The 23,508-nt window shown below is 62.0% G+C and carries 20 protein-coding genes; 12 read left to right on the top strand and 8 right to left on the bottom strand.

Translation table 11 applies throughout. From position 1 onward, the window contains the following. The first annotated feature begins 332 nt into the window (after nt 1-332). The 12 genes from ACFQ95_RS20365 (at nt 333) to ACFQ95_RS20310 (ending at nt 13,421) form a co-directional block, all read left to right on the top strand. Entirely contained in the window at nt 333-1,496 is a 1,164-nt protein-coding gene (locus tag ACFQ95_RS20365) for an ABC transporter substrate-binding protein (protein ID WP_422833927.1), read from the top strand. 159 nt (nt 1,497-1,655) lie between these two features. Then, entirely contained in the window at nt 1,656-2,783 is a 1,128-nt protein-coding gene (locus ACFQ95_RS20360; protein ID WP_422833925.1) for a porin, read from the top strand. 103 nt (nt 2,784-2,886) lie between these two features. Next, nucleotides 2,887-4,083: a formaldehyde dehydrogenase, glutathione-independent gene (fdhA, locus tag ACFQ95_RS20355; protein ID WP_422833923.1), complete on the top strand. Its 1,197-nt coding sequence runs from the start codon at nt 2,887-2,889 to the stop codon at nt 4,081-4,083. Between the two features lie 234 nt (nt 4,084-4,317). Then, a complete protein-coding gene (locus ACFQ95_RS20350; protein ID WP_422833921.1) occupies nt 4,318-4,833 on the top strand; it encodes a MarR family winged helix-turn-helix transcriptional regulator in 516 nt (171 codons plus the stop codon). Nucleotides 4,834-4,984: 151 nt separating this feature from the next. Continuing rightward, the gene (locus tag ACFQ95_RS20345; RefSeq protein ID WP_422833919.1) at nt 4,985-6,412 is read left to right on the top strand and encodes an MFS transporter; all 1,428 of its coding nucleotides are present in this window, start codon (nt 4,985-4,987) and stop codon (nt 6,410-6,412) included. 40 nt (nt 6,413-6,452) lie between these two features. Further along, complete coding sequence (locus ACFQ95_RS20340) at nt 6,453-7,541, top strand: Rieske 2Fe-2S domain-containing protein (RefSeq protein ID WP_422833917.1); 1,089 nt, start codon at nt 6,453-6,455, stop codon at nt 7,539-7,541. Beyond that, a complete protein-coding gene (locus ACFQ95_RS20335; RefSeq protein ID WP_422833915.1) occupies nt 7,541-8,539 on the top strand; it encodes a PDR/VanB family oxidoreductase in 999 nt (332 codons plus the stop codon). The genes ACFQ95_RS20340 and ACFQ95_RS20335 overlap by 1 nt, the downstream gene beginning before the upstream one ends. A 94-nt stretch (nt 8,540-8,633) precedes the next feature. Next, a complete protein-coding gene (locus ACFQ95_RS20330) occupies nt 8,634-9,545 on the top strand; it encodes a helix-turn-helix domain-containing protein (RefSeq protein ID WP_422833913.1) in 912 nt (303 codons plus the stop codon). Between the two features lie 146 nt (nt 9,546-9,691). Further along, nucleotides 9,692-10,672 carry a Bug family tripartite tricarboxylate transporter substrate binding protein gene (locus ACFQ95_RS20325; RefSeq protein ID WP_422833911.1) on the top strand — a complete coding sequence of 327 codons (981 nt, stop codon included), beginning with the start codon at nt 9,692-9,694 and terminating at the stop codon, nt 10,670-10,672. Between the two features lie 6 nt (nt 10,673-10,678). Beyond that, nucleotides 10,679-11,455: an SDR family NAD(P)-dependent oxidoreductase gene (locus ACFQ95_RS20320; RefSeq protein WP_422833909.1), complete on the top strand. Its 777-nt coding sequence runs from the start codon at nt 10,679-10,681 to the stop codon at nt 11,453-11,455. Nucleotides 11,456-11,481: 26 nt separating this feature from the next. Next, nucleotides 11,482-12,468, top strand: a complete 987-nt coding sequence (locus tag ACFQ95_RS20315; RefSeq protein ID WP_422833907.1) for a fumarylacetoacetate hydrolase family protein — start codon at nt 11,482-11,484, stop codon at nt 12,466-12,468. Further along, nucleotides 12,465-13,421 carry an NAD-dependent epimerase/dehydratase family protein gene (locus ACFQ95_RS20310; RefSeq protein WP_422833905.1) on the top strand — a complete coding sequence of 319 codons (957 nt, stop codon included), beginning with the start codon at nt 12,465-12,467 and terminating at the stop codon, nt 13,419-13,421. The genes ACFQ95_RS20315 and ACFQ95_RS20310 overlap by 4 nt, the downstream gene beginning before the upstream one ends. Before the next feature lie 79 nt (nt 13,422-13,500). Here ACFQ95_RS20310 and ACFQ95_RS20305 read toward each other — a convergent pair whose 3' ends face one another. From ACFQ95_RS20305 to ACFQ95_RS20270, 8 genes are all read right to left on the bottom strand, one after another. Next, nucleotides 13,501-14,469, bottom strand: coding sequence for a Bug family tripartite tricarboxylate transporter substrate binding protein (locus ACFQ95_RS20305; RefSeq protein ID WP_422833903.1), 969 nt, complete (start codon nt 14,467-14,469; stop codon nt 13,501-13,503). 80 nt (nt 14,470-14,549) lie between these two features. After that, nucleotides 14,550-16,469 (bottom strand): hypothetical protein, encoded by a 1,920-nt coding sequence (locus tag ACFQ95_RS20300; RefSeq protein WP_422833901.1) that lies wholly within the window; start codon nt 16,467-16,469, stop codon nt 14,550-14,552. A gap of 51 nt (nt 16,470-16,520) precedes the next feature. Next, nucleotides 16,521-17,708: a lactonase family protein gene (locus ACFQ95_RS20295; protein ID WP_422833899.1), complete on the bottom strand. Its 1,188-nt coding sequence runs from the start codon at nt 17,706-17,708 to the stop codon at nt 16,521-16,523. Nucleotides 17,709-17,865: 157 nt separating this feature from the next. Then, nucleotides 17,866-18,804, bottom strand: a complete 939-nt coding sequence (locus tag ACFQ95_RS20290; RefSeq protein WP_422833897.1) for a helix-turn-helix domain-containing protein — start codon at nt 18,802-18,804, stop codon at nt 17,866-17,868. A 214-nt stretch (nt 18,805-19,018) separates the two neighbouring features. Continuing rightward, a complete protein-coding gene (locus ACFQ95_RS20285) occupies nt 19,019-19,915 on the bottom strand; it encodes a phosphate ABC transporter substrate-binding protein (RefSeq protein ID WP_422833895.1) in 897 nt (298 codons plus the stop codon). 43 nt (nt 19,916-19,958) lie between these two features. Next, complete coding sequence (locus ACFQ95_RS20280) at nt 19,959-21,503, bottom strand: acetolactate synthase large subunit (protein ID WP_422833893.1); 1,545 nt, start codon at nt 21,501-21,503, stop codon at nt 19,959-19,961. 13 nt (nt 21,504-21,516) lie between these two features. Next, nucleotides 21,517-22,380 carry an HpcH/HpaI aldolase family protein gene (locus ACFQ95_RS20275; protein ID WP_422833891.1) on the bottom strand — a complete coding sequence of 288 codons (864 nt, stop codon included), beginning with the start codon at nt 22,378-22,380 and terminating at the stop codon, nt 21,517-21,519. Nucleotides 22,381-22,441: 61 nt separating this feature from the next. Beyond that, entirely contained in the window at nt 22,442-23,443 is a 1,002-nt protein-coding gene (locus tag ACFQ95_RS20270; RefSeq protein ID WP_422833889.1) for a protocatechuate 3,4-dioxygenase, read from the bottom strand. Between the last annotated feature and the right edge of the window lie 65 nt (nt 23,444-23,508).

The following is a 23,508-nucleotide window of genomic DNA, read 5'->3' as shown; positions in this document are numbered from 1 at the left end:
TGACAACACGCCCCGCCAAAGTCATCAACATCTTTTGCATTGATCGGTGGCAGCCCCAACACCTGCCGTGCACCGAGCAACTTGAGCCCTGACCCAAACCGCTACGCACAGCGCAATGCCAAGTGCGCAGGCTGCAAGCTCTGCCCCCTCCTGACAACAATTTCTGAACCCGTCAGCCCAGGCTGGGTCGTCGACAACAAGCAGGGAAACCCCTCATGTGAAATCAAATCCTGGGCGTTGATTTGCCAATTTTCATTCAGTACACTAATTCTGATTCAGCATACACAATGAAGCCACATCAAGTGGTCCCCACAACAACTCACGAGACAAAAATGAAAAAACGCAGCTTGTTATCTCTGCTGGCCTGTTCGGTTCTGGGACTTGTAGGCAGCGCCAACGCCCAAGACGAGTCCTTCAAAATTGGCCTGATTCTTCCGATGACCGGTCCTTTCGCCTCCACCGGAAAGCAGATCGAAGCAGCCGTCAAGCTGTACATGGCGCATGCCGGATCAACCGTCGCCGGTCGCAAGGTGGAGCTCATCCTGAAGGATGACGGCGGTGTTCCAGACGCCACAAAACGCTTGGCAAGCGAGTTGGTCACCAGTGGCAGGGTCAACGTGCTTGCAGGCTTTGGTTTGACCCCCAGCGCGCTCTCGGCCGCCTCCGTTGCCACGCAGTCGCAGACACCTGCGGTGATCATGGCGGCGGCAACGTCTAGCGCGGTCGCCACATCCCCCTTCTTTGTACGCACCAGCTACACGCTGTACCAAAGTGCCTCCACCATGGCGCAATGGGCTGCCAAGAACAAGATCAGCAAAGTGGTCACCCTGGTCTCGGACTACGGGCCTGGCCTGGACGCCGAGAAAATCTTCTCCGAGCGCCTGCAGGCCTCTGGCGGCAAAGTGGTCGAGACCTTGCGTGTGCCGATGCGCAATCCGGACTTCGCACCGTTTCTTCAACGCGTGCGGGATTCAGCCCCCGATGCGGTGTTCGTTTTTGTCCCTTCGGGGCCGGGTGCAGCGCTGATGAAGCAATTCACCGAGCGCGGCCTAGACAAGGCCGGGATCAGGCTGATAGGCGACGGCGGCATCACCGACGATGACCAGCTCAACGACATGGGCGATGCGGCCACTGGTGTTGTCACATCGTTTCATTACTCGGCTGCACACGACTCCGCGCTGAACCGCAAATTCGTTGCCGATTTTGGAGCTGCGAACAAAGGCCAGCGCCCCAACTTCATGGCCGTTGGCGGTTATGACGGTATGGCCGTCATCTACGCTGCGCTGGAGAAAACAAAGGGTCAGGGCAAGGGTCAGGCATTGGTCGATGCGATGAAGGGGCTCTCGTTTGAAAGCCCACGCGGCCCCATCAGCATCGATGCGCAAACACGCGACATCCTCCAGGACATCTACATCCGCAAGGTGGAACGCCGCGAAGGGCAGCTCTACAACATCGAAATCGACAAAGTCGCTGGCGTCAAAGACCCAGGCAAGTAAGCCGCGAAGGCACGGGTTCGGTGGCCGCAGATGAACCCCTCGTCGACGTGCCCGGCCCTACCCATGGGCCCATTCGCCCATTCCATTTTTGAGAAGAAGACCTGGCCGCGTGCCTTGGTAAAAACACGCGCGCCATTTTTAGCACCACCGGAGACCACAATGACAAAGAAAAGCCCCGCCACGACAGGATTGAGCGCCCTGCTCTGCGCCAGCGCCGCACTCGCAACCACGGCCGTGAGCGCGCAGCAGGTGACACTTTATGGCATCGTTGATGCCGCCGTAGAACACGTCAGCAATGTAGGGGCTGCCGGCGCCAGCATCACACGTATGCCCACCGCCACAACCGGCCTGCCCTCGCGTTGGGGCATGCGAGGGACGGAGGACTTGGGCGGCGGATTAAAAACCGTGTTCACCCTGGAGAGCGGCTTCGGCTCGGACAGTGGCGTGCTCAACCAAGGGGGCCGCATGTTCGGTCGTCAAGCCTTCGTAGGCCTCAGCGGCAACTGGGGCACTGTGGCCCTGGGCCGGCAATACACGATGCTCTTCTGGTCCCTGCTGGACGCCGACGTGATTGGCCCCATGACATTCAGTTTGGGTTCGCTGGACAACTACCTCCCCAACGCCCGCGCCGACAATGCCCTCAGCTATCGTGCCAAGTTCTCAGACCTTTCGATTGGCGCGAGTTACAGCTTCGGGCGCGACACCGCCAACCCGGTGCCAAACAACCCCGGCGGCACCAATTGCGGCGGTGAAGTCGCCAACGACAGCAGCGCCTGCAGGGAATGGTCGGTGATGGCGAAGTTTGACCAGGCGAACTGGGGCATCGCTGCTGCACTTGACCAATTGAATGGCGGCGCTGGCTCCTGGACCGCCCTAGGCCTGACGTCTTCCGCACTCTCCGACAAGCGCACCACGGTCAACGGCTATGTGAAGTTCGGTGGTTTGAAAATCGGCGCCGGCCTGGTCCACCGCAACAACGAAGGCAGTGCAACAACACCCCGCAGCGACCTCTACTTCATTGGCGCCAGTTATCCCGTGACGCCGGCCTTCGTCGTGGATGCGCAGTATTCGCAGCTCAAATTCAAAGACTCGGGCAACAAGGCTTTGATGGGTGTTCTGCGCGGCACTTACAACCTATCCAAAACCACCGCGGTCTATGCCGCCGCGGGCCGGATCAACAACGACGGGACACTCGCCATTTCCGTGAGTGGCGGTGCTGGCGGCAGCAATCCATTGGCAGGCGGCTCCCAAACCGGTTTGGTCACCGGCGTACGTGTCATCTTCTAACTGCTGCTTGAGCTTCACCAAGTCATCCACTGCAAACCGCATCCATTCCGCGCGCAAGGATGCGGTGCGCGGTTTTCATTTTTGTCACAAAGGAGAGTGAACCATGGCCAGCAACAGAGGTGTTGTCTACGTCGAGCAGGGCAAGGTAGAGGTGCGCAGCATCGACTACCCCAAGCTCATCAACCCCAGGGGACGCACCGCCAACCACGGTGTCATCCTCAAAGTGCTCACCACCAACATCTGCGGCTCCGACCAGCACATGGTGCGCGGCCGCACCACCGCGCCAGCGGGTCTGGTCCTCGGCCATGAGATCACGGGTGAGGTCATTGAGGCCGGCAAAGATGTGGAGCAAATGGCTGTGGGCGACATCGTCTCCGTGCCCTTCAATGTGGCCTGTGGCCGCTGCCGCTTGTGCAAGGAGCGCCAGACCGGTGTTTGCCTCACCGTCAACGAATCCCGCCCCGGCGGTGCCTACGGCTACGTTGACATGGGCGGCTGGATCGGCGGCCAGGCCGAGTACGTGATGGTGCCCTACGCCGACTTCAACCTGCTCAAGTTTCCGGACCGGGCACAAGCCATTGAAAAGATCCGCGACCTGACCTGTCTCTCGGACATCCTGCCCACCGGCTACCACGGTGCAGTGACCGCGGGTGTTGGGCCCGGCAGCACGGTCTATGTCGCGGGCGCCGGCCCGGTGGGCCTGGCTGCCGCCGCTTCGGCACGTTTGCTCGGCGCTGCCGTGGTGATCGTCGGCGACGTGAATCCGGCACGCTTGCAGCATGCAAAGAGTGTTGGCTTTGAAATCGCAGACCTCTCCACCGACACCCCGCTGGCCGAGCAGATCGCCGCCATCCTCGGCGTGCCCGAGGTTGACAGTGCCATCGATGCTGTAGGCTTTGAAGCGCGTGGCCATGGCCACGAAGGGGCACAACACGAAGCCCCCGCCACGGTGTTGAACTCGCTGATGGAGGTCACACGCGCGGCCGGCAAAATCGGCATTCCGGGTTTGTACGTCACGGACGATCCGGGCGGTGTGGACAAGGCCGCCAAGACTGGTTCGCTGAGCATTCGCCTGGGGCTGGGTTGGGCCAAGTCGCACAGCTTCATGACGGGGCAAACGCCCGTCATCCAATACAACCGTGCCCTGATGCAAGCGATTCTCTGGGAGCGCATCAAAATTGCCGACATCGTGGGTGTAAAGCTGATTTCCCTGGATGAGGCGCCTGCAGGTTATGCGCAGTTCGATGCCGGAGCCCCGGTCAAATTCGTCATTGATCCGCATGGCCAACTGAGCCACTAAGCGAGGGTTTTGACGCGCCAGCGGCGCAGCGACCGTCAACACCATTGCGCCAACGATTGCCTTGGCGGTGCCGCCCGCCAAGCCCTTTTTTGGGCCGACGGTACAGGATTCGCCAGCAGCCCTCCGTCAAAGAGGCCCCTACTTCTTGACCTGCTGCTTCTCGAACAAGGGTGCCCTGTGGGGTAGACTGCGGCGTGGCTTTCGAGCCCGTTCGCATAAGACCTGCACACACCGATGGCAAAGCCCCAAAAAGAGAAGCCCGACCAACTGTCCTTGGACCTGTATGACCAGCCGGGCCACCTGATTCGGCGCGCGCAGCAAATCGCGTTGGCGATGTTCAGGGAGGTCATAGGCCCCGAGGTCACGCCGGTGCAGTACGCCGTCATGCGCATGCTGCAGGAACGACCGGGAATAGACCAAGTGACCCTGGCGAAACTGGTCGCGCTAGACACTTCGACCACCGCAGACATAGCCGTTCGGCTTGAAGCCAAGGGCTGGATCTCCCGCGAACTGCTACCGCGCCGCCAGCGCAGCCTGACGCTGAGCCCCGCAGGCGAGGAGATGCTGCAGCAATTTGTGCCCGGTGTGCACGAACTCCGCGAAAGGCTGCTGGCAGACCTGCTGCCCGAGGAACAAGCCGAGTTCAAGCGCATCCTGAAAAAGTTCGTGCACATTCACAACGGCACCTTGCCACACGCCTCGCAGACGGAACCCAGCGCCGAGCCAAAGACAACACGCTCGGGGCGCTGACATCGCGCCAGCCCACGTGGTGCTTGGCCAGGTGGGCTGCACATCCATCCCCATTCGGCCCACCATCTGATTTCAGGGTTTACCCGATTTTTTCCTGCATCATCATTCAGTAAACTGAATCACATTCAGCATACTGAACAAAAGAGACACGATGAAGACCTCAGATCAGGCCGGCGCCACGTCCGCACCCACAAGCATTCGCACGGCTATAGACAACCGCAGCATGTCCTTCTACCAATGGTCCACCGTGGCCGTTTGTATGCTGCTGAACATGATCGACGGCTTTGACGTGCTGGTCATGGCCTTTACCGCAGCCTCGGTGTCGGCCGAGTGGCAGCTCAGCGGCGCGCAGTTGGGTTTTCTGTTGAGCGCCGGGTTGTTCGGCATGGCCGGTGGTTCACTCTTCGTCGCCCCGTGGGCCGACCGCATCGGCCGCCGACCTTTAACGCTCGGCTGCCTGGTGGTGTCGGGGGCAGGCATGTTGCTTTCCGCATGGGCACGGTCACCACAAGAACTGGCGGCGCTGCGTGTGCTCACGGGTTTGGGTGTCGGCGGCATCCTGGCCTGCAGCAACGTCATCGCCAGCGAATACGCCTCGCGCCGCTGGCGCGGGCTGGCGGTGAGCCTGCAATCCACTGGTTATGCATTGGGCGCCACCATTGGCGGCACCATCGCGGTGTGGTTGTTATCGGCCTTTGGCTGGCGCTCGGTCTTCATGTTTGGTGGCCTGGCCACCTTGGCCATGGCACTGCTGGTGTTTTGGCGACTCCCCGAATCCATAGACTATCTGCTGACCCGGCCACATGGCGATGCCTTGTTACGCAAGGTCAACACCCTGCTGCTCCGCATGGGGCTAGAACCGCTGCAAACGCTGCCGCCAGCACCCGAGAAAGCATCTCTCAAAACCAGCCGCTTGCGCTCACTTTTCTCGCGCGAACTGGCTCGCCCTACGGTGCTGGTGTGGGCCTCGTTTTTCCTCACAATGTTCGGCTTCTACTTCGTCATGAGCTGGACGCCCAAGCTCTTGGCCGCATCGGGCCTGACGCGCGAACAAGGCGTGACCGCAGGCGTCTTACTAAGCCTGGGCGGCATCTTTGGCACGGCGCTGCTGGGTGTTTTGGGTGCGAAGTTCCGCATGCACCGGGTACTGGCGTTGTTCATGCTGATCGCCGCTGGCTTGCTCTGCGTTTTTGTCGGTGGCAGCAACTCCTTGGCCGCCTATTACGTGTTGGCATTCCTCATTGGCGCCTTCGTCAACGCCTGCGTAGCCGGTCTTTATGCCATCGCCCCCATGGTGTACGACGCCGAGGTCCGCGTCACGGGTGTGGGTTGGGGTATAGGCGTAGGGCGTATTGGCGCCATCGTTTCGCCCTTGGTCGCCGGGGCGCTGATCGATGCGCAGTTGCGTCCGACCCAGTTGTATCTGGGCTACGGCATGGCCTTTGTGGCAGCGGCGCTGGTGGTGCTGATGCACCGGTTGGCAACACCGGAATCCGCAGAGCCTGTTGCAGAAAGAGCCCGTATCCAGGGTGGATCCGAACCAGCGCCGTTTGCAAATGGACGGCCACTCTCCACTTGACTCAACCCCATATTCTCCTGACACCAGAAAGTCCAAAACCATGAACGCCCCATCAGAACTGCCTCTGCAGGCTTCCACCAACGCTTTTCCACTTGACCGCTGGTACGTCGCCGGTTTCTCCTGGGAACTGAAGGACAAGCCCGTCGGGCGCACCCTGCTTTCGCGGCCCATGGTGTTGTTTCGCACACCCGACGGTGCAGTGGGCGCGCTGGAAGACCGTTGCTGCCACCGTGAACTGCCGCTGTCGTGTGGCACGCTGGAGAAGGACGGTCTGCGCTGCGGCTACCACGGGCTGCTGTTTAACAGCGCCGGCCACTGCATCGAGATTCCGGGCCAGGAGCGTATTCCGGCCAAAGCCAAGGTGCGCTCCTATCCGCTGCGCGAACGCGACCAGATCTTGTGGTTATGGGTGGGCTCTACGCCCGACTCGCAGCCCAACTGCGCGCCGCCGGCCTACCCGGTGCATAGTGACCCTCGCTACAAGTTCGACGGCGACGTCTACCACTACGATGCCCCCTACCAACTCATACACGACAATCTGCTGGACTTGAGCCACCTGGGTTATGTGCATCTGAAAACCATTGGCGGCAACGCCAAGATCCACATGAATGCCCAGCTGAAGGTGGAGCAGGAGGACGAGGTGGTGCGCGTGATCCGCTGGATGCCCGAATCGGATCCACCACCGACCTACAGCGCCGCATGGCCTTTCAAAGGCAAGATCGACCGTTGGCAGGAGGTGGAGTTCAAGCTCTCGCACATCCAGGTCTGGACCGGCGCAATGGACCAGGGTACGGGCGCACTCGATGACCCGCAACGCGAAGGTTTTCACATGCGCGGTTTTCACGGCGTGACGCCCGAGACCGAGACCACCGCCCACTATTTCTGGACGATTGCCACCAACCCGCACCCGGATCGCGACGATGTGACCCAATTGGTGGTCGACCAAACCGCAGCCACGTTCGAAGAAGACAAGATCGTGATCGAAGCGCAGTACCGCAACCAGTTGCGTTTTGGCCCGCGGCCGATGATAGACATCCACGTCGACGTAGGCCCGAATCGCGCCCGCCGTGTCATCGCGGGCATTCTCAAGCGTCAAGCCTCAGCGGAAAACATGTCGGAGAGCGTTTAATGGAAATCATGGATCACGCGGCCTCCGTGGCGGCCAACACCAAAGGCTTGATGCTGCGTGTGGTGCGCAAAGTCGCGCTGGCGCAGGACATCGCCGGATTCGAACTCCAAGCCCCGGACGCAAGCACCCTGCCACACTTCAGCCCTGGCGCGCACCTGGAGGTAGAGGTGCGTGCAGGCCTCAAGCGGCAGTATTCGTTATGGGCACCACCGGACGGCAAGACCTACCGCATTGGTGTGCTGCGCGCGCCAGACTCGCGCGGTGGCTCTGCCGCCATGCATGACCAGGTTCAAGTCGGCGACACGCTGTGGTGCAGCACACCGAAAAACCACTTCGAGCTGGAAGAAAATGCAGCCCCCATTTTGCTGCTGGCGGCTGGCATAGGGATTACGCCGATTCTGTGCATGGCCGACACACTGCACCAACGCAATGTGCCATTTGAGTTGCACTATGCGGCGCGCAGCCGCGAACGTATGGCGTTTGCACAGCACTTGCAAGACGCAGGCTACGCCCAGCACACGCGCCTGTATGTCGAGGGCGAAGCCCAGGCACGGGCCGACCTTGCGCAGGTGGTCGCCGCGCAGCCTCCCGGCACACATCTCTACGTTTGTGGCCCCAAGGGTTTCATCGATGTAGCGCGGCAGGCCGCCGATCAGGCCGGGTGGGACGCGCAACGTGTGCATTTCGAGCTGTTCGGTGCGTCTGTCGACCCGGTCGCCTTGAACGCTGGCGATGCTTTCTGCGTCGAACTTCGCCGCAGCGGGCGCGTCATTCCGATTCAAGCCGGGGTTTCCATCGCCGAGTCGTTGCTGGCGGCCGGCGTGGAGGTCGAAACCTCCTGTGAACAAGGCATTTGCGGCACCTGTATCACGCGGGTTCTGCAGGGCGAACCGGATCACCGGGACGCGTATCTGACAGCCGATGAAAAGGCCGCCAACGATCAGATGCTCATCTGCTGCTCGCGCGCCAAGAGCCAACGCCTGGTGCTGGATCTATAACCGTTCGCGCTTGAGCAAACGCCGGTAAGAATCGAACCAAGGAATCGAACTAAGATATGCCAACGACCTAGACGCCATCTGCCGACCGCCCACCATGCTTGCCCAATCTATCGACGTAGACAGCCGCCGTTGGCGGGCAGCTGAACAAGGCTACGTTGCCGAGCCCTTGGACGCCGTCCCTCCCGAGCAGATTTTGTGCTCCAGCAAAGGTCTGCCATGGCATGGGCTGTCGCTCTGGCATCAGCGGGCGGACGCCGAAGACTTGTACATCCCGGCGGCCGGAAAACATTGCATCATCGTCCGGCACGGCCAAAGTACCGGCTTGTTCCAGCGCCACGGCAACGAAAGCCAGTGGCGCCAGTGGGCCCCGGGCGAAGTCGTGATACTGCCCGCACACACGCCAAGTTTCTGGAGAACCGAGCAGGAACGCGACAACCTGCATCTGGACTTGTCCCCGCAGTGGCTGCAGCGTGTGCATGGCGAAGAGGCTCCCCACCTCGCGCTACGCAGCTGCTTTGGCACCAAAGACCCGGTACTGCAACAACTGGTGCAAGTTCTGGTGCTCGCGCTGCACGACAACAGTGCGCTGCATGCGGCGTTTGCGGAGGGCCTTGCCACCAGTGTGGCGGTGCATCTGCTGGAGCACTACCGCGCACCGCAGAGCCGATCGGAAAGATCAACGCCGCTTTCCGCCTGGCAACTGCGCCACGTGGAAAACTTCGTCAAGGACAACCTGGACCAGCCCCTCGCGGCCGCCACCTTGGCCCATGAAGCACGCCTCAGCGTGTTCCACTTTTCGCGTTGCCTCAAGCTATCCAGCGGCCTCACTCCGCATCAGTTCGTGCTGCGCATACGCATGGAGCGTGCGCGCACATGGCTTTTGGACACCAGGCGCCCGGTGAGCGAAATCGCGCGCGCGCTGGGCTTTTCATCGCTCTCCTACTTCTCTCAGGCGTTTTCAAAACACTGGGGAGTGACACCGCTGCAAATGCGTCAGCGTTTTTAGCGGCGACCGCACGATTTCCAAAAAAACGCAGGAAATCGACATTTCTCGAAAACCGACTCTCCATACTGCACCCATGTCCGACCGCGAATCGGCACCTGGCCGTTGTGAATCGCTCACAACGGCACGTTCACAACATGGAGACCATCATGATTTCTCGGCGTTCACTCGTTCTGTCCTCTGCCGCGCTAGGCCTGGCCCCGGCAGCGTTTGCACAACCCGCCTTTCCGCGCCGCCCCATCACCTGGGTCGTGCCATATCCCGCGGGTGGTTTTGGTGATGCAGTGTCGCGTGTACTCACGCAGCACATCTCCACCGCGCTGAAACAACCGGTGATTGTCGAAAACAAGCCCGGCGCCGGCGGCCAGATTGCAGCCATCTACGTGAAGCAGCAACCGGCTGACGGCCACACCTTGTTTTATGGCGACATCGGCCCGTTCGCCATGAATGCAGCGCTCTACCCCAAGCTGAACTACAACACCCTCAAAGACTTCACGCCACTGACCCGGCTGCTCACCTCCAGCCTGCTGCTGGTGGTGCCCGCCAACAGCCCGATCAAAACGCTGGACGACCTGCTGAAGGCCAGCAAGGCCGCCAAGGAGGATCAAGGCATCACCTATGGTTCCTACGGCATGGGCAGCCAGCCACACATCTGGATGGAGATGCTCAAGCGCGAGACCAAGGGCAACTTCACCCACGTGGCCTACAAAGGCGCCGCACCCGCGGTACAAGACCTGCTGGGCGGCCACATCAATGTGATGCTGGACGTCACCGCCAACAGCCAGCCCTATGTGCAGGAAGGAAAACTACGCGCGCTGGCCGTCGTTGGCTCCGAAAAACGCCTGGAGCGTTTGCCACAGGTGCCGACGATGACAGAACTCGGCTACCCCAGCCTGAATGCCCCCGGCTGGACCGGTGTGGTGGTACGCAGTGGCACACCAGACGATGTCGTGAAACAACTGCACAGCCTGGTGGTGCAGGCCGTCGAATCCGACGAAATCAAGCGCCGCTTTGGCGACCTGGGTGTGACACCCGCCCCCCAAAGCGGGGCCGACTTCGCGCGTTACATCCAGTCTGAGACCGACCGATGGGGCGGCGCGATTCGCAGCGCCGGCGTGGTACTGGAGTAAAGCCGCGTGCCCTCAACACTGTTCGACCTCAGCGGCAAGCTGGCCTTGGTCACCGGTGCCACGGGCGGCCTGGGCGCCAGCATCGCCCAGGCGCTGGCCGCCCACGGCGCCACGGTGCTGGTGTCCGACCTCCAGCCTCAGGCCTGCGAACAGGCAGCCATGTCTTTGCGCCAGGCTGGCGGACTGGCCTGCGCGCTGCCCGGTGATCTCTCGACCTTTGCGTCGGCCAAAGCCCTGGCGGCGGATGTGTTGGCCCGGCATGGGCCGGTCGATGTGCTGGTCTGCAACGCTGGTGTGCAGGGGCCTGCAGGTCCCGTGGCCGAGACCACCGAAGCCCACTGGCAGCAAGTCATGGACATCAACCTGCGGTCGGCAGTGGCCTTGAGCACCAGCTTGATCCCCGCCATGGCACAGCGCGGGGGTGGCAATGTCATTCTGATGTCTAGCATTGCAGGCCTGCGCGGCAACAAGTCGATTGGCCTGTATGGCCTGTCCAAGGCTGCACTGGCGCAACTCGCGCGCAACCTGGCAGTGGAATGGGGACCCAGCGGCGTGCGTGTGAACGCCATCTCTCCCGGCCTGATCCACACCCCCTTGGCCAGCAGCCTGCTCGGCAATGCCGAGTTCATGCAACGTCGCCTGTCCCTGACGCCACTGCGTCGCGTCGGAGAGCCCCATGAAATCGCCGGTGTCGCCGTCATGCTGGCCAGCGCGGCAGGTGGCTTCATCACCGGCCACAACCTTGTGGTCGACGGTGGTACCACCATCAGCGACGGCAACTGAATTCACCCACTTTTTGCAGCTCCCCGATGAAACTTGCCAGCTTGTGTTCCGACCAGCCTGATGGTCGCCTGATCGTTGTCTCGCGTGATCTCAGCCTGGTTGCCGATGCCTCGGCCATCGCGCCCAACCTGTTGACCACCTTGCAGCAGTGGGAAACCACGGCCCCGGCACTGCAAAAGCTCTACGACCGGCTGAATGCCGGGGATTGCCCCGACGCGCAGGCATTTGACGCGCAAGCTTGTGCAGCACCTCTGCCACGCGCCCCGCAGTGGTGTGACGCCTCGGCGTTCTTGAACCACGGACGCTTGATGGAGCAGGCCTTCAACAGCGAACCCATTCCACTGTTTGACACCGTGCCGGTGATGTACCAAGGCGCGAGTGACGACTTCCTCGGCCCCACAACCGATGTGCCGCTGCCCCGAGAGGAACATGGCATAGATTTCGAAGGTGAATTTGGCGTGATCGTCGGGCCTGTGCCCATGGCCTGTTCAGCGGCGCAGGCGCTCGCCTCGGTGCGTCTGGTGGTGCAGCTCAATGACTGGAGTTTGCGTGCGCTGGGTCCACACGAAATGAAGACCGGCTTCGGCTTCCTGCAAGCCAAACCCTCGACCAGCTTTGCACCCGTGGCGGTCACCCCCGATGAACTGGGCGCAGCCTGGCTCAACGGCCGCGTGCATCTGCAGTTACACGTGGAGTGGAACGGCGCCCACTTTGGCCATCCCCATGGCGGCGAGATGAACTTCGGCTTCGGTGAGCTGATTGCCCACGCAGCGCGCACCCGGCGCCTCAGCGCGGGCACGCTCATAGGCTCGGGCACCGTCTCCAACGTGGCGCGCAGCGCAGGCTCGGCCTGTATTGCAGAGCGCCGCGTGATCGAGATGATTGACCTGGGCAAGGCCAGCACTGGCTTCATGCAGTTTGGCGACCGTGTACGCATGCAAGCCCGTTTTGAAGACGGCACGGCCGGACCGTTCGGCGTGGTCGACCAGCGTGTGGTCGAGTACCAGCCATGAGCAGGGTATTGGTGACGGGGGCCCAGGGGTTCATCGGCCAGGCGCTGGTGCACAGGCTGCTCAGCGCTGGGCTACTGGGCCAGCCTATCAAAGAATTGATTCTGCTGGATCTGGCGGCTGCCAACAGCAGCGGCGATGCGCGGGTGCGCGTGGTACGCGGCAGCCTCGCAGATGACGCCGTACGGCGCATGGCCATCAACACCGCACCCGATGTCATCTTCCACCTGGCCAGTGTGCCTGGCGGTGCGGCGGAACGCGATCCCGCGCTTGGTCGCAGTGTGAATCTGGATGCCACGCTGGGCTTGGTCGAGGCCTGCCGTGCTCTGCCAACCCCACCACGTTTCATCTACGCCAGCTCGGTCGCGGTCTATGGCGAGAACCTGGGTGCGGTGCTGCACGAGGATTCGCCACCAGCACCGGCTACCACTTATGGCGCGCACAAACTGATGTGCGAGATCGCGCTGGCCGATGCCAGCCGGCGCGGCTGGGTGCAGGGTGCTTCTTTGCGGCTGCCAGGCGTGGTGGCGCGGCCCGATGAAAACACCGGTTTGGTTTCCGCCTTCATGAGCCAGTTGTTCTGCTCCATGGCCAGGGGCCAAGCCATCACCTTGCCGATCTCGCCCCAAGGCCGCTGCTGGTGGATATCGGTCGGCGCCTGCGTAGACAACCTGCTGCAGATGGCCACAATAAACCCGGCCCAATGGTCGGCCGAACGTCGCTACCAAATGCCGGTGCTGCACCTGTCCATACAAGCCGTAGCAGAAGAGTTGCTGCAACGCTTTGGAGGGTCGGCAGAACAGTTGCTGCACTACGCGCCTCAGCCTGCCGTGGAACGGCTGTTTGCCAGCGCACCGCCGCTCTTGACGCCCCAGGCCGAACGCCTGGGATTGCGCAGCGACGGCGATGTCCATACGCTGGTCACGCGTGCACAAGAGGGGCTGAGCGGCAGCTGATATGCCGGCATTCAGACTTCGGCCGTGCCCCGTGCCCTTGGCTCAGCCGACACAGGCGCGCCGGTTTCCAGCATATGGGTCATTGCCGTGGAATCCCCGCCTTGTGGATCACGCCCTGCCACTTCGCCATGTCGCGCTTCATGCGCAAGCTCATCTGTTCAGAAGTGCTGGGGCTTGCGACTATGCCCATGGCCTGCAGCTCTGCCAACACCTCAGGCGAGGATATCGCGGCTTGCACCTCTTTGCCCAGCCGGGCCACAATTTCCGCAGGTGTTCTAGCGGGCACACTGATGCCATTCCACGAACTGGCCTCGAAGCCTGGTACACCGCTCTCAGCCACGGTGGGTACATCGGGTAGGCCGGGAAACCTATGGGTCGAGGTAACGGCCAAAGCCTTGATATTTTTGCCCTTGATCTGCCCCAGCACGGGCGACAGGATTTCCATCGCCACCTGCACATCGTTGGCGCGCAAGGCGGTCACCACATCGGGCGTGGTTTTGTAGGGAACCACCACCACATCAATACCGGCCATGGACTTGAACATTTCGGCGCTGAGATGCTGAGTGCTGCCTATGCGTATGGTGCCGATGTTCAGCTTGCCGGGGTTAGCCTTTGCGTAGGCCAAAACATCGGCCACAGAGTTGAAACTGGATTGGCTGCCGGTGACCAGGGCCAAATCAAAAGAGGCCATGGTAGAGACGTGGATGAAGTCAGCCATCAAATCGTAGGGCAGGCTTTTGAACAACGACGAACTCAGCGCTGTTCCGCTGCCTGCCATCATCATGGTGTAGCCGTCGGGCTTGGCCTTGGCAACGGTCGCCACCGCCACCACCGGGCTTGGCCGGTTTTCGACCACCACCGGTTGCCCCATGCTCTCCCCCATTTTTTTCGCCAGCATACGGGCCACCAAGTCGCCGGCACCACCGGGTCCAAGCGCAACAAACAACTGTATAGGCCTGACCGGATAAGTCTGCGCGCCAGCCTGGGCCAGCGGGCCGGCAAGCGCCAGCGCCGCCGAGCAGCGCGCCATAAAACTGCGTCTTCTCACGCTGTCTCCTATTCTCGTTCTGACTTAGGAGAACAGGCAAAGCCCATCACTGCGCCGAGCTTTTAGCCTGTTCGTGGTGACTACCGCGCTCCCGGCGGCACAAACTGCGGCGTGGAGTCTTCCCAAATGCTGTCAGTGATCTGGCGCTTGTTGCTGCCGTCCGCGTCCATCACAAACACCTGGCCATAGGGTTGGAAGGTCTGGTCATACATGCAGGCCTCATCGCGGTAACCGGCCATGGCGCTGTTCCAGAGAATCTGTTTGCCGCCGTTGGTCCATACCGCGTGGCCGTCGCTGGCCTCGCTGGTGGTGAGGCGGCGCAGGTCTGTGCCATCGGGGCGAATGGTGAAGATGTCGAAGTTGGACCAGATGCTGCCTTCCTTCTTCACGCCGCGTGTCACCATGATGCGGCTGCCATCGGGCGACCACAGCGGCAGGTTGTCGTAGTCCTTGGTCAACACACGGATCTTGCGCGTTTCCAGGTTGACGATGCGCAACCCCTGCTGGTCGTAGCCCTGGCCATCCTTGCCCCAGGCGCGGAACACCACCTCCTTGCCGTCGGCCGAATAACTGGGGAAGCCGGCGTTGAACACCGAGTCGTCGGTGAGTTGCTCCACGGCCGAACCGTCGCGCCGCACACGCATCAACCGCGCGCGGCCATTGCCACGCTCGGTGAACCAGCTGCCCAGGCCAAAAACCACCCATTCCCCATCGGGCGACCACACCGGGTAGAACGCACCGGCCAGGCCACGCTTGACCAACACCGGGTCGAGGTCGCTTTGTTTGCTGACATCAAAGATGCGTTTGCGCTCGCTGCCATCGGCCCGCATGATGTCCACCGACGAGTCTTGCCCCTTGGCGGTCAGCACCATCATGCCGTCCTTGGAGAACGCGGGCCAGACATCGGTGTAGCGGTACTCACGCTCGGCATCCCAGCTGTATAACGACTGGTTCTGCTTCCAGCCGCCCCAGGTGAATTTTTCGTAGACCACTTGTTTGCCGTCTGGCGACCAGGCTGGTGTGCGCAGGCGGTCTATCTTCACCACACCCTTGCCCACCAGCGTGGAATACAGACCGGCGTCGGCCCCACCCTTGCGGCGGTAGGCGATCTCGTCCATGGAGATGTATTGCGCCCCCAGCTTGAAACCCGGCCCGCTGGTGTGCTCTATGCGTGCGCCGCTGGCCACGTCGACCGACACAATTTGCGAATCGATTTTTGGCAGCAGGTCGGGACGCAGCACCCAATAGGTGTATTCGGCCAGCGTTTCGTAGAAGACGATGCGCTTGCCGTCGGGTGACCACTTAGGCGAGCCCAGGCAGTGGTTGGGCCGGCTCGCCACCTGACGGAAGCCGCTGCCATCGGCGCGGATGATGTAGACACTGAGCTCTTGTGTGTGCTCCCAACCCGCGCCGTTGTGGTGGCCCTTCCACTCGGTGTTGCGGTCGGATGAAAACGCCAGCCATTGGCTGTCGGGCGACCACGAGGGGCGGAAGAAGCCGTTGGGCAGATCTGCTTTTCCCTGTACCCCGCTGGCACCCGTGAGGTTGCGCAAGGCGCGGGTTTTGAGGTCCAGCACCCAGATGTTGGCGAGAAAGCCATCACGCGTGCTGACGAAGGCGAGCTTGCTGCCATCAGGGGACAGCGCGGCGGCATCGTCGACCGCGGGAGAGTCCGTCAGCCGCTCCACTTCGGAGCCATCGACACGCGCGCGGTAGATGTTGGAGTTGCCCAGGCCATCACGCTCGGAGGTGAACACCAACCATTGGCCATCGGCCGAGAAGGAGGCGTTGTAGTCCAGCGTGCCGCTGTCTATCAGCTTGCGCTCGTTGCTGCCATCGGCGTTGGCCACAAAAATCTGCGAGGCTGCGGGGCCGATGCGGTTCAGCAGCAACGCGCCCTGGGCGGCTTTGTTCGGTTCTGCCGCCAACACGGCCAGCGGCTTCTGCGCGAGGGCCAGCACGGCCGCGTAAGCGCCGCCGATAAATTTTCTACGGTCCACGTTTTTTGTCTCCTGCAAATGATGTTTTGGGGAACACCGGACGGTGGCCCCTTAATTGGCGAAGGTGATGCTCACCGGCGCGGGTGATTCCAGTGCCTGTCCGCTGTCTGCAAGCAGACCGGATGCGGCGTCGATGCGGAACAGGTTCAAGCGGTTGCTGCGGTAGTTGGCCACCAGCAGCCATTGGCCCGATGTATGGATGTCAAACGCCCACGGCGCCTCGCCGCCGCTGGGCAAACGCTGCACGGTCGAGAGTTCACCGGAGGCTGGGTCGACGCGCAACACCACAATGGTGTTTTCGGCACGGTTCAAGGCATACACAAAACGGCCGTCGCGGCTGACGGCGATCTCCGAGGCGCTCTTGGCGCCGTCAAACGCCGGGCCAGACAGCGGTGCTGTTTGCACCAGTGACAACCGCCCCAACCGACCATCCCAGCGCAACACCATCACCTCGGCGGTGAGTTCGTTCAGCACATACACAAAGCGCCCATCCGCATCAGAGCTTGCGCCAGAGCTTGCACCAAAGATGGCGCGGCGCGGCCCGCTGCCGGCAGGCGTTGCGAAGCTACGAGAGGCGGCTTCGGCTTGTGTATCGCCCGTGGCCAAGGCATGTGTGGCGCGGTCAAACTCATATACGAACACGCGGTCGGCGCCCATGTCGGCCACCAGGGCGTAACGGCCAGTGGGATCCACGGAAATACCATGTGCATGTGGGCTGGCCTGGCGGCGGTGCGGGCCCGAGCCTGTCGCCTTGAGGGTGGACACCACGGCGCCCACGCTGCCATCCGGGCGCAGCGGCAAGCTGGCCGCCGAGCCGCTGCCAAAGTTGGCGGCGAGCAGGGTCTTGGAAGCCTGATCCAGCCAAAGATGGGTGGTGCCAGCGCCACCGGCAGCGGCCTCATTGATCCTGGTGAGCGCACCGGAGTGCCGGTCTAGCGCGAAAGACACCACGCTGCCTACTTTGCCGTCACCATCACTTGCCACATAAAGCACGGGCGGCTGGGCCAGCAGCACGGCCCACCTCGGCTTGGGCAACTCTGCCACAGTACCAATCATGGCCATCTGGCCGCTGCAGGCATCGAAGTGCAGCGCGCGCAGGTGCTGGCCATCGGTGCCGACATAAGCCAACTCAGTGGCGGCGCACTCTGCAGCCACCGCCGTTTGTGCGCCAAACGTTGCCAACAGCACCAGGCCCAGCAGCCTCTTCCAGCACAACATCTTCAAATCGTCTCCTGTCATTCTTTTGTCGCCAGGCACAAGGGCCGGGCAATGACCAAAGAATAGGACAGGAGCCAGCAGCTGCCCCTACACGAAAGGCTGATTCACTTGCACTTTTGTCGCGGCACAGCCGCGTGGAAAAACGACAGGTATAAAAGCGCCCCTGCCGCTGAACCCGTCACATCGCCTGATGCGTGTGGTCTCGCGCCGCAAGGCGGAACTGGCTGGGCGACTGGCCCACTTCCTTGCGGAAGAAGCGGGTGAAATACGCCGTGTCGATGAAGCCCAGGCCATAGGCGATCTGCTCGATCGACATGTCACCAAAAATCAGGTTGCGCTTGGCTTCGGTGATGAGGCGCGCATGGATCAGCTTGGTCGGGCTGAGCCCGGTAGCGGCCACACAGGCGGCGCGCAGTTGCGCAGGCGACACCGCCATCATGGACGCATAGTGCTGCAGCCGCAGGTTTTCGCGGTAGTGCTGGTGAATCAACTCACGGAAGCGATCGGCCAGGCGAATGGCCTTGCGCGTGGCGCCCTCCTGGTCGATCTGGTCCAGCCTGGTGCCGCGCGCCAGCATCAGCAGCAGCGAGGTCAGCGCGGCCTCGGTACCCACCGCATGCCCGGCCGCCTTGGAGCGTATCTCTTGCTCCAGTCTTCTGATCAGGCCGTAGAAATCGGCCGGTGCCTCGGCGTCGTAGCTCAGCGGAATCACCCGGGGCTCGGTCCACAACTGCATGAACTCCGGCAGCTTGGTATTGACCTGCTTGAGGTAGGTCTCCTCTATGGTCACCACCCAACGGTCCACGTCGATTTCGTACTCGAGCCCGTGCACACATTCATTTGGCAGCAGCAGCGCGCAAGGCCCTTCAAACGGCACACTGCTGCCTTCCAGGTTCATCACGCCCTTGCCAATGCGCACAAAAATCACCTGCCCGTAGAACGGATGGGCGTGCGGCGCGGTACGCCGACGCCCGCCTTCGGTGACGTGCCCCACGTTGACAAACCAGGACTGCTGGGTCTCCGGGGTTTCAACGTAAAGGCGCACCTTGGGCACCGGCACGGGCGCCGCCAGAAGATTGCGCTCGCGCGGCGAACGGTTGCTGGCCAGGTGTCTCATGACGACGCTCCGGCTACACCTTGTTGAGGCGCGCACCAGGTGAATAAAAAGTGAACTGAGTCCATGGAAATAGAACAAGCTTGAGTAGCCGCATCTTGGATTCCCCTCGTGTGATGGGCAAGAGGGGAATCCCCAGCGCAGCAGGCCGTGTACACCGTGTTTGCTGTGTATTCAATCCATCAGAATGGTATTGCAAGACGCCTCTTGAACCACATCAGCCCAGGCTGCCCGTGACATCGTCAAACAACTCGTCCACACTCAAGCGGTGCGGAATGATCTTCTGGTCCAGCGCCCAGTCTATGGCCAGTTGCAGCCCCTTGCGATTGGCCTCCAGGCCCAGCGGTGGGAACACCGCAGGCACCCCGCCTTCAGCCAGGGCTCGGCTCTCGGCCACCATGCGGTACAGCTCGCGCACGATGTCGGGGCGCTTTTTAGAGAGGTCCTTGTGCACCGCAAACATGTGGTTGATGGGCACTATGCCTTCGCGCGCATACCAGGTCTTGGCGGCGGCCTGTGCATCGGGCACCAGGGTGCGCACGCGTGGGTCTTTGGGCATGTCTTCACCCAGCAGCGCCGCACTGATCTCGCCGTCCAGCATCATCTGCGGAATAGCCGAACCGGCGGGCAGGCGGATGCAGTTTTCCGGGTCTTTGTATTCGGCCAGGTGGCCGTCGATCAAGGTCATCCAGGTGACCTTGTCGAGGTCAACACCGTATTCATGGCGCAGCACGCCGCGGATCCACAGGCCGGTGGTCTGAGCGTAGCTGCGCACGCCGACTTTTTTGCCTTCGATGTCTTTAGGGTCGAGGTGGCCGAAGTCGATGTTGAACCCGGCGCAATGGTGCTGGAAGCGGCCCGAGATGGGCGCTGGCAACAGCACATACGGCTTGCCATAAGCCTTGGCCTGCAGATAGGTGACGATGGCCAGTTCGCCCGCATCAAAAGCGCTTTCGCGCACCATGGCCTTGAAGCCGTTGTGTGCCGGCGTGGGGCCGCAGAAGTCCAGGTTCACCAGCTCGGACTTGACCCGGCCATCACGCATGGCCTTGGTGACGGCGTATTCAGAGAGGTTGGTGCGCAGCGTGGGCGCTTCGGTGGCGGTGGTGCTCATATTGGTCTCCTCGGGAAATCAGGGGGGGGGTTCATCAGGTGCGTTAAAGGCGTACTTCGATCAGCCGTGGGCCGGGCTCGCGGGCCGAATCGACCATGGCCTTGTAAAAACTTTCGGCGGTGTCCACGGCCACGGCGGGCACACCCATGCTCTTGGCCATGGCCAGCCAGTCGATACGCGGGCGGTCGATGTCTATCATCGACAGCGCCCGGGCGCCCGGCACACCCGCACCCATGTTGGAATACTCGGCTTTCAGGATGGCGTAGCTGTTGTTGGCGAAGATGATGGTGGTGATGTCCAGACTCTCGCGCGCCTGGGTCCAGAGCGACTGTATGGTGTACATGGCGCTGCCGTCGCCCACCATGCAGAACACGCGCCGGTCCGGGCAGGCCAATGCCGCGCCCGTGGCCACAGGTGTGGCGTAGCCAATCGAGCCGCCCATGTTGTTGATCAGGTCGTGTGGCAAGGCGCCCAGGGTGTGGCCCATGGACTCACGCCCTGTGGTCAGCGACTCGTCCACCAGAATGCAGTTTTCCGGCAGTGCAGCGGCCAGCGCATGGGCAATGCTCAGCGGGTTGAGCGCGCCGCTGGGTGCAGGTGTTGCGATGCGTGGCTGCAATACCGGAGCAACATGGGTGGCGCCCAGCACCTCCAGCAACATCTCGAACGCCAGTGCACTGTCTTCATCGGCTTCGACCAGGGGGTGGACCAGCGAACCCTCGGCTTTCAGCAGGCTAGGCCTGTCCGGGTAGGCGAAGAAGGCCACGGGCTCACGCGTTTCCACGGTGATGATGTGTTTGAAGTCTTTTAGAAAAGCCTGCGCCTGCGGCACGGCGTAGGGAATACGCTCGATGGGCACGCGCCCAGCCCCGCGCTCAATACGCGCAGTGAAGAACTGAGAACCCAGCCGTGCGCCCGTGGCCGCAGCCACCTGGCCCGCACGCACCAAGGCCTGGCCACGTGTGGCCTTGTTCGCCAGAATGATCAACGCGGGCTCGCCCGACTGCAGCACACGCGCCACGTGGGCAATGCGCTCGGCGCTCGGGGCCTTGAGGCCAGGCTTTTGCAGTGCTGGCAGCAGCGGTAGCGCGGCCTGCTGCCAAGAGGTGTCACCCGGCAGAATCAGCGTGGCGATCTGGCCCGGGTGTTCACTGGCCTTGGCCACGGCCTGCGCCGTGTCCCACGCAATCGCACTGGCCGATTCCGCACGCCGCACCCAATGGCTCAGCGGGCGCGCCAGGCCTTCGATATCCGAGGTCAACGGCGGGTCGTACTTGAGGTGCGCGGCCGAATGCTCACCAATGATGTTGACCATGCCCGAGGACGCGCGTTTGGCGTTGTGGATGTTGGCCAAGCCATTGGCCAGGCCAGGCCCCAGGTGCAGCAGCGTAGACGCCGGTGTGTCTTTCATGCGGTACCAGCCATCGGCGGCACCGGTGGCGACACCTTCGAACAGGCACAACACGCTGCGCATCTTCGGGTTCTCCAGCGCCGCGAGGAAATGCATCTCCGAGGTACCGGGGTTGGCGAAACAGATGTCCACCCCCTGGTTCACCAGGGTATCGACCAGGCTTTCAGCTCCGTTCATATGGCGCGCGTCTTCAGTAGCTGGTGGCGGCTTGCTGGGCCAAGCCCACCACGCCGTAGGTGCGCTGCGGCGCGGCCATCAGGAAACGGTAGCCCTCTTCGATCAGGCGGCGGTGGTTCTTCGCGGTGACATGCGGGTTGCCGACAATCACCTTGTGTTTGTGGCAGGTCTCGACAATCCTGCGCATGGCGTCTAGCACTTCAGGGTGCTCGTACTGGCGCGGGTAGCCCAAAGCCTGGCTCAGGTCGCCCTCACCAATCAAGATGAAACCAATGCCCGGCACGTTGGCCAGAATGTCGTCGAGGTTGTCTATGGCCTCCGGGCTCTCGCACATCAGGCCAACGAGAATCTCGCCCCTGGGCGCCAGCGGCCAGACATCGGCGCGCTCGTAATACTCGGCCATAGACAGCCCCCAGTAACGCGAGGCGTTCGCCGGGCCGTCACCGCGCAATCCCTTGGGCTCGTACAGCGGCGCATTCTTAGGCCGTGCATAGCGGCACGAGGCCACGGCGTTGTAGGCCTGCGCCACGGTAGACACATGTGGCCAGATCACGCCGTAGGCGCCACGGTCCAGCACCTGCTTGGCGAAGCTCTGGTTCATCTCGGCGCCGTTGGCCGGGATGCGTGCCAGCGGTGTCACCTTGGGCGCGACCGAGCCCGATTCCGCGATCTGCTTGCGGTTCAGCATGTACTGCAGCGCATCACCAAACGCAGACACATCGTAGGGGTTGTGTTCCATCTCGTAGACGATGCCGTCATACGGCGAATCGGCCATTTCGATGGCAGTCTGTTTGTCTAGCTTGGCGAACGCGGCAAACGCGTGTTTGCCGGATTCGAATGCGCGGATGACGCTGTTGAGGCGGTTGTCGTTACTCATGTTGATTTCTCTTTGATTCAAATATGTTTGTTCAGGGATGCGGGAGGCAGCGGAGAAAGACTCACGTCTTTTCGGGATCCCAGTACATAAAGCCCATGCCTTCGCCCGTGCCGGCGGCAGTGCGCCAGCACGGCACGTAATCCACCAGGGTCATCTGTGCGCCGGTGTGCTGCAGTGCCTTCATCACGGTCGAATAAATCTTGACCTCCGAAGTGCCGGACTGGAACCAGCCGTCTGGAATGGCGGCCAGGCCGTCGTAGTCGTAGCTGGCCAGCTTCTGCAAAACATCCTGGTCAAACTCTTCATCGTTGACGAAGTGCGACAAACCGCCCGAGGCGATGATGGCCACGCGTACATCCTCGGGCCAGGCCTCTATGGCGTCACGCAACACATCGCCAAACTGAATGCAGCGCGCCATGGATGGCTGTGTGGGCGGGTAGAACAGGTTCATCAGCACCGGCACGTGCGGCGGCGGGTTGTCGCCCATGATCTGGTGGTAGACAAAGCTGTAGGCATGCGGCACCACGGGGTAGTCGGCCTTTTGCTTCATCTGCTTTTCCATCCAAACGTTCTCCGGCCAGGCGAACAGGTCGGTCAGGTCGAAGCCCTTGGCTTGAAAGGTGTCGATCAGGTAGGTCGCGAGTTTGGGGTGGCACTTGTGCACCACGTGGTGGTCGGGTGCATAAACGGCGCGCTGTGGCGGGCCGTTGTGCACCTCTTCGCCCGAGTAGATGGCGATGGAGGGCGAGTGGTGCACAAAGATTTCCTGCTGGTCCTTGCCCAGGATGATGGCCACATCGATCTTGGCGCGCTGGTAAGCGGCGGCCATTTCATCGAGTGCGGCGCGGCAACGTTGGGCGCGTGTGGTGCGCTCTTCCAGCGTCAGGAATTTTTCGAATGCAGCACCACGGTGCGCTTCCAGCTCCGGGTAAGTCCAGGTGCGGTTGCGGAACCAAAGCGCCGGGTTGCTGCGGTCACGTTCGCCGTTTTTCAACCAGTCTTCGGGGGCCTGGCCCAGCATGCCGCTGTGCGGTACCGCCATGCCGAATACGATTTTTGCCATAGTTTTGTGTGTTTGAATGGGTGGTCAAAAAAGGAAGCTCTGCGGCAGCCTCGCCGTCTGCCGTC

Source organism: Variovorax sp. HJSM1_2, from assembly GCF_049316285.1.
GTDB lineage: Bacteria > Pseudomonadota > Gammaproteobacteria > Burkholderiales > Burkholderiaceae_C > Rhodoferax_B.
Note: the sequence above shows the minus strand (reverse complement) of the source record. Positions and strands in the feature narration are given on the sequence as shown.